Below are 6,296 nucleotides of genomic sequence, written 5' to 3' on the forward strand. Positions count from 1 at the left end.
ACTATGTTAATTAATTTTTTAAAAGATATCTATCATTTTTCATTGGCTTTTTTAGGAGCTTTGATATACCGCTTCCCTTCAAAAAAAATAAAAGTTATAGGGGTAACGGGGACAAAAGGAAAAACAACGACAACCAATTTTATTTTCGCCATTTTAAAAGAGGCGGAATATAATGTTGCCCTTTCTTCTTCTTCTATATTCAAAATAAAAGAAAAAGAGTGGAAAAACCGCCTTAAAATGACAATGCCCGGCCGTTTTAAGCTTCAAAAACTTTTAAGACAGGCAGTAAGGGAAAACTGCGATTACTTTGTTCTTGAAGTAACGTCAGAAGGTATAAAGCAGTATCGCCATCTTTTTATTGATTTTGATGTTGCCGTTTTTACGAATCTTTCTTTGGAGCATATTGAATCGCACGGAAGCTTTGAAAATTACCGCGATGCAAAATTGAAGCTTTTTAAAAAAACAAAAAAAACCCATGTAATAAACGGAGATGATGAAAATGCTTCTTTTTTCGTTAAAATTCCTTCTGAAAAGAAAATTATTCTCGGTAAAAATAAAATAGAGGCAGAAGAAATAAAAGAAACGGAAAAAGGAATTGATTTTAAGATAAAAGGAGTGGAATTTAATTTGCCGGTTCTTGGAAGATTCAATGCATATAATGCTCTTTTAGCTTCCATGACGGCTCTTTCAGAAGGCGTTTCGCTTGAAATATCAAGCAGGGCCTTAAAAAAGGTTTTTATTGAAGGAAGAATGGAAATTGTTTCTAGAAATCCTCTTGTGATTGTTGATTATGCTCATACTCCCGTATCTCTTGAAGCGGTCTATAAAACTCTTTTTAATATCAAAAAAGGAAAAATGATTTGCGTTTTGGGCTCTTGCGGAGGAGGAAGGGATAAATGGAAAAGGCCTGTTTTTGGGAAAATTGCCCTCTCTTATTGCGATGAGATTATAATCACAAACGAAGACCCTTATGATGAAGATCCTTTGAAGATAATAGAGGAAGTGGCAAAAAGTACAGAAGGAAAAGGGCAAAAGATATTGGATAGAAAAGAGGCCATTTCAAAAGCAATGTCTTCTGCAAATTCAAATGATATTGTTGTTATTACAGGCAAGGGTTCTGAAGTTTGGATGTGTATTTCAAACGGAAGGAAAATTCCTTGGGACGACAGGAAGATAGCAAAAGAGGAACTTTTGAAACTGAAAAAGAATTCCGATAAAAAATCTTTTTGAAGAAAATATTATTTCTTGCCTTTCTGCCTTGTTTTTGTTTTAATATTTAAATAGTAAAAATCGTTAATATTTTTAAATTTATGGATAAAAAGAAAAGATTGTCAAAATCGTTAAGAAAGCACATAAGAGCAAAAAAGGCGAGAATAAGAAAGGAAGTTCTTGATTTTTCGATGCAGAAAAAGTTAATTGAAGAATTGTATAAAAATTTAAATTTGTCTGCCTTTTTTTCAAAAGAAAAGGCAAAAGCCAATAAATAAAATGAAAATAAAAGAAATATACAATCTTGCTCTTCAAATGGGAATTGACGCTGATTTCAGGGAAAATTCCTCAATTGAAAAAAATCTTAAAAGAAAGAAGGAAAAATTTGAGAAACTGAGTGAAAAAGAAAAAGAGGGTTTTGACCTTGATTCTTTAAGCAATCCTTATTCCGACTCTTTAATACTTCATGTTGCAAACGATAAAGATATAAAGAAAGTTCTTGTCGGAATAGACGTTGAACCGGCTGAAATCCTTCTTGCCAAGGAACTTAATAATGTTGATTTGATAATTTCTCATCATCCTTTGGGCAAGGGACTTGCCAATTTAGCCGATGTAATGGAATTGCAGTGTGATGTTCTTAATCAATACGGCCTTCCTATAAACATTGCCGAAAAGTTGATGAGAGAAAGAATAAGCGAAGTTGCAAGAGGAGTAAACAAGGTTAATCACCAAAGAACGGTTAATGCAGCGGAATTATTGGGCTTTAATATTATGTGTCTTCATACTCCTTGCGATAATCTGGCTGCAAAGTTTTTGAAAGAAAAAATAGAAAAAGACAGTCCGGAAAGAATAGAGGATTTGATGGATTCTTTAAATGAGATACAGGAATACAAAGAGGCGTCAAAAATAGGAGTCGGGCCTAAAGTTTTTGTCGGCTCTTTAGAGAATCGCTGCGGGAAAATAGCTCTTACTGAAATTACGGGAGGGACGGAAGGTTCTCCCAAACTCTATGAAAAAATGGCTCAAGTCGGGATAGGAACGGTAGTGGGAATGCATATTTCAGAAGAACATAAAAGAGAAGCTGAAAATGCAAACATCAATGTTGTCATTGCCGGGCATATTTCTTCTGACTCAATAGGCGTTAATCTTTTCTTGGACGAACTTGAGAAAAGGGGAATTGAGATTGTTCCCTGCTCGGGGGTTATAAGGGTATCAAGGGTTTAGCTGATGACTATTCTACTTTAAAAAGTACCGTTGAGTTAAATAATGGGCTTGGATTTTAAAAATATACTAAAGCTGATTTTCGTATTCTTTATTTTTATATAAATAGAATAAGAGAGTATTATCAAAGCGGCTTTACCATATAAGTATTTTCCAATTTGTAACCAAGCGATCTGTAATAATCTCTTACTCCCACTCCCGAGATAACGGATATTTTTTTTGCCTTGAATTCTTTCTTTGCTATTTTCTCGGCTTCTTTTATTAACTTTTTTCCAAGTCCTTTATGCTGGGGAGAAATATCTTTTCCTTTCAGTAAAGAATGAACTCGTCCGTAAGTATGAACTTCCCTTATTATCGCAAAATTGTCTTTTATTCTAAGACGAAGAAGAGAATAAAGTTTTTCTTGATTTTTATTTTCAAAGGAAAGAAATATTTCTTTTCCTTCTGAGGCATCGTAATTTTCCCTGAAAAGGAAGAGTTTTTCTTTCGGATTGTAGTTTTCTTTTACCTCTCTGCATCTTATGCATTTGCACTTCCAACCTTCTTTCTCCGCTTCTTTTTTTATTATCTGCCTGAGATTTGATATTTTGGCCGGCCCTTCGATAATGCTTTGAGAAGGAATGTCTCTTATAAGGCGCTGGATTCGGCAATATTTTGGAACTTCTTTTTTTGTTTCTTTTAGAAGATAAATCAGATCTTTTTCACTATAGGGAAAATATTCTTTCTTTTCCCATTTTTTATAAAGAGGGGTTCCTTTTATAATCGCGCAGGGATATATTTTAATCATATCCGGCCGAAAGTTATGATTATTGAAAATTTCTTTGGCCATCTCAATATCTTTTTTTAGTGTTGATTTGAAAAGATTTGGCATTATATGGTAGCAAATTTTAAATCCGGCATCTTTTAAGATTTTTGTCGCCTCTATTATTTCTTTCCTTTTATGCCCTCTTTTATTGTGCATTAAGACATTTTCATCTGTGCTTTGAACGCCAAGTTCTATTCTTGTCGCTCCTAGATTTCTCATGAATTCCACTTCTTCCTTTGTAATGAAGTCCGGCCTTGTTTCCAAAGTAAGGCCTATCATCCTTTGTTTTGATTTTTCGTTTTTTCTTTGGGCTTCCAAAAGAGTTTTGCTTTTTTTATTATTGCAGGCCTCAAAGCATCTTTTTATAAACCACTTTTGATATTTTTGGGGAAGATAAGACCATGTTCCTCCTATGACAATAAGTTCAACCTTGTCGGTATTATGCCCCGCCATTTTTAAAGCTTTTAATCTTGAAGAGGTTTGTTTGTAAGGGTCAAAACTGTTTAAAATGGCCCGCATTACCGCCGGCTCGTTACTTAAATAGCTTTTGGGCATTCCTTTTTCACTCGGGCAGTATATGCATTTTCCGGGACACGGGTAGGGCTTGGTTAAAACGGAAACAACAGATACTCCGGACAAAGAGCGAATTCTTTTTTTAACAAGAAGGTTTTTTAGATTTTTATTTCTTTTAGAGAGGGGTATTTTGTGGTATGCTTTAATTAAATCGACATTTGAGACAGTCGAAATTTTAAGTTTCTTAGCCAGGGATTTTCTGAAAGAATCAATGTCTTTCAATGTCTCTATTTTGCTTTTTATTAATTCTTCTGCTATTTTATCCATAATGAAAGAAGATTACGCCAAATATATTATAAATAAGGTTCGAGAGGATTATAACTTTATTTCCGATGATTTTTCAAGGACAAGGGAGTATTTATGGGAAGAATTAAAACCCTTGCTTGATAAATATATTAAAAAAGGAGATAAGGTTTTGGACCTTGGTTGCGGAAACGGCCGCTATTATTCCTATTTCCAAAAAAAGAAAACGGAATATATTGGCATTGATAATTCCGAAAAACTTATTGAGATTGCAAAAAAGAAGCATCTCTTTGCTGATTTTAGAACAGGAGACGCTCTTAATATTCCTTTTCCGGACAAACATTTTGACAAAGTGGTTTCTGTTGCCGTCTTTCACCATATTCCTTCAAAAGAGTTCCGCCTTCAGTTTTTAAAAGAAGTAAGAAGAGTTTTAAAAGATAATGGCCTTGTTATTCTAACTGTTTGGAAATTTCACAGAAAAGAAGAGAAAAAACTTATTCTTAAGTATTTTCTTTTAAAGCTTATTGGAATGTCAAAACTTGACTTTAAAGATATCTTAGAGCCATGGGGAAAAAAGGCAAACAGGTATTACCACTCTTTTTCAGAAAAAGAATTAAGTGAACTTGCAAAAGAAGCGAACTTTGAGGTAAAAGAAACAGGACAGATAGAGAATGAAAGAGGGAATAGAAAAAACATATATCTTGTTGCCACATCTTTGTCCTCATAGCTTAATTGGATAGAGCGCAGGCCTCCGGAGCTTGAGATTCCCGTTCAAGTCGGGATGAGGACACATTGGAGGGGTCGGATAACGGCTATTCCGCCGGTTTCGAAAACCGGTGTCCGTAAGGACTTGTGGGTTCGAATCCCACCCCCTCCGCCAATTTTCACTTTTTGTGAAATCGTAAGATGTTGCCTCGGCGCAAAGCGCCTCGGCATGGTATTTTTCCGCTATTTTGAAGGCATTTTTGAAGTCGCACGCCAGCGTGCGGTCGGCAATGCGGAAGTTCGAACCAATCTTTTTGAGAAAATCCCGAATCCTTTCGGGATTTTCTTGTTGAGCGTATTTTTCGGCTTGGTTGGCGTCTTTTAGAAAGGCAATGGCAAGTTCGAACCGATTATTGCTCTTTCGCCTAAAAGCGTTGATTTTTTCTTCCAAATCTTTTTTAGCGAGAATGATCCTGTGCTTTTTGGCGGTATATTCCGCTTGCGATAAATTGCCGTCCAGTTGCAAATCAAGCAAGCGATCAAGCTTTACTTCTATTTCCACAAGCTCATTTCTCGCTTTTTGGGCGAAAGAGCTTTCCGCTTGGGCAATTTTCATTTTTTCTTTTTCAAAATAATTGATTGAAGCGTTTGCCCAAGCGGAAGACAAAGAAACTTTTTTGATTTCTTCCTTTATTTGAGAAGTGATGATTTCTTCTCTTGTATACTTCTGCGAACAGCGGACTTTTCTTTTAGTGCATCGTAAATAGTTATGTCCTTTTTGTGTTTCGGTGGTAATAAAACAACCGCACTCACCACAACGGAAAAGTCCGCGGTAAACATATGGCTTCAATTTTGGCGTTTTCGGTTTTGATTTCCTCATCATCACTTCTTGGCATAAATCAAAAAGTTTTTTTGTGATAATCGGTTCATGCTTTCCGTCATACAATTCACCGTTATACTCAATCATTCCATAATAGATTTTATTTTTCAGCATATACTGATAATTTGAGACGGAAAGCATTTTGCCTTTCTTGCCAACCAAGCCCAAGGAATTGATAATCTTTCGGATTTGAGCGAGGGGGTATTCGCCAGTGGCGTACATTTCAAAAGCCCGCTTGATATATTGCCTTTTCCTTATCCACGGCGATACAGCGTGCGTTTTTGTCGTTCACATAGCCAAGTGGTGCCCAAGCGGGCCAAATACCATTCCGTAATTTCTGGCGAATACCCCTCTTTATATTTTCAGAAAGATTATCCACATAATATTTTGATTGCCCAAAAGCAATGGACAACATAAATTTTCCCTGTGGCGTCGGATCAAACCAAAAAGTAGGAAATTTTAGCGTGGTAATTTTGCCAGTATCTACCAAGTAAATTATTCGTCCGCCGTCTATAGAATTGCGAGCCAATCTATCTGACATTCTATGTTAAACTGAAGATGTCACGCAGCTTTGCGCGCCGTGACTTATGGCATCCTGCTCCCTAATTCCCTTTAAGAAAAGAGGGATTAAGTGGCTTTGGTCTGACTGTCCGGCGCGCA

At 35.9% G+C, this 6,296-nt stretch carries 6 protein-coding genes and 2 tRNA genes; 6 read left to right on the top strand and 2 right to left on the bottom strand.

Annotated features, from left to right (window positions below):
* The first annotated feature begins 3 nt into the window (after positions 1 to 3).
* From murE to PHH50_02205, 3 genes are all read left to right on the top strand, one after another.
* The gene (murE, locus tag PHH50_02195; GenBank protein MDD3729107.1) at positions 4 to 1,230 is read left to right on the top strand and encodes a UDP-N-acetylmuramyl-tripeptide synthetase; all 1,227 of its coding nucleotides are present in this window, start codon (positions 4 to 6) and stop codon (positions 1,228 to 1,230) included.
* Between the two features lie 80 nt (positions 1,231 to 1,310).
* The gene (locus PHH50_02200; GenBank protein ID MDD3729108.1) at positions 1,311 to 1,487 is read left to right on the top strand and encodes a hypothetical protein; all 177 of its coding nucleotides are present in this window, start codon (positions 1,311 to 1,313) and stop codon (positions 1,485 to 1,487) included.
* Between the two features lies 1 nt (position 1,488).
* Positions 1,489 to 2,433, top strand: coding sequence for a Nif3-like dinuclear metal center hexameric protein (locus PHH50_02205; protein ID MDD3729109.1), 945 nt, complete (start codon positions 1,489 to 1,491; stop codon positions 2,431 to 2,433).
* 121 nt (positions 2,434 to 2,554) lie between these two features.
* On the opposite strand, the gene PHH50_02210 is transcribed toward PHH50_02205, so the two are convergent.
* Entirely contained in the window at positions 2,555 to 4,075 is a 1,521-nt protein-coding gene (locus tag PHH50_02210) for a tRNA uridine(34) 5-carboxymethylaminomethyl modification radical SAM/GNAT enzyme Elp3 (protein MDD3729110.1), read from the bottom strand.
* A 1-nt stretch (position 4,076) separates the two neighbouring features.
* Here PHH50_02210 and PHH50_02215 point away from each other — a divergent pair, with 1 nt between their 5' ends.
* The 3 genes from PHH50_02215 (at position 4,077) to PHH50_02225 (ending at position 4,931) form a co-directional block, all read left to right on the top strand.
* Entirely contained in the window at positions 4,077 to 4,778 is a 702-nt protein-coding gene (locus tag PHH50_02215; GenBank protein ID MDD3729111.1) for a methyltransferase domain-containing protein, read from the top strand.
* Positions 4,769 to 4,841, top strand: a tRNA-Arg gene (locus PHH50_02220). Before PHH50_02215 ends, PHH50_02220 begins: the two co-directional genes overlap by 10 nt.
* Before the next feature lie 4 nt (positions 4,842 to 4,845).
* Positions 4,846 to 4,931: transfer RNA gene (locus PHH50_02225), tRNA-Ser, on the top strand.
* Positions 4,932 to 5,859: 928 nt separating this feature from the next.
* Here PHH50_02225 and PHH50_02230 read toward each other — a convergent pair.
* The gene (locus PHH50_02230; protein ID MDD3729112.1) at positions 5,860 to 6,177 is read right to left on the bottom strand and encodes a recombinase family protein; all 318 of its coding nucleotides are present in this window, start codon (positions 6,175 to 6,177) and stop codon (positions 5,860 to 5,862) included.
* Positions 6,178 to 6,296 lie beyond the last annotated feature (119 nt).

Source organism: Candidatus Paceibacterota bacterium (genome assembly GCA_028697015.1).
Classification (GTDB): Bacteria; Patescibacteriota; Minisyncoccia; order Minisyncoccales; family GWA2-38-27; genus JAQVFW01.

Excerpts from the sequence above, each read along its gene's own strand:
- murE (MDD3729107.1), top strand. The coding sequence starts at position 4 with ATGTTAATTAATTTTTTAAAAGATATCTATCATTTTTCATTGGCTTTT.
- PHH50_02200 (MDD3729108.1), top strand. The coding sequence starts at position 1,311 with ATGGATAAAAAGAAAAGATTGTCAAAATCGTTAAGAAAGCACATAAGA.
- PHH50_02205 (MDD3729109.1), top strand. The coding sequence starts at position 1,489 with ATGAAAATAAAAGAAATATACAATCTTGCTCTTCAAATGGGAATTGAC.
- PHH50_02210 (MDD3729110.1), bottom strand. The coding sequence starts at position 4,075 with ATGGATAAAATAGCAGAAGAATTAATAAAAAGCAAAATAGAGACATTG.
- PHH50_02215 (MDD3729111.1), top strand. The coding sequence starts at position 4,077 with ATGAAAGAAGATTACGCCAAATATATTATAAATAAGGTTCGAGAGGAT.
- PHH50_02230 (MDD3729112.1), bottom strand. The coding sequence starts at position 6,177 with ATGTCAGATAGATTGGCTCGCAATTCTATAGACGGCGGACGAATAATT.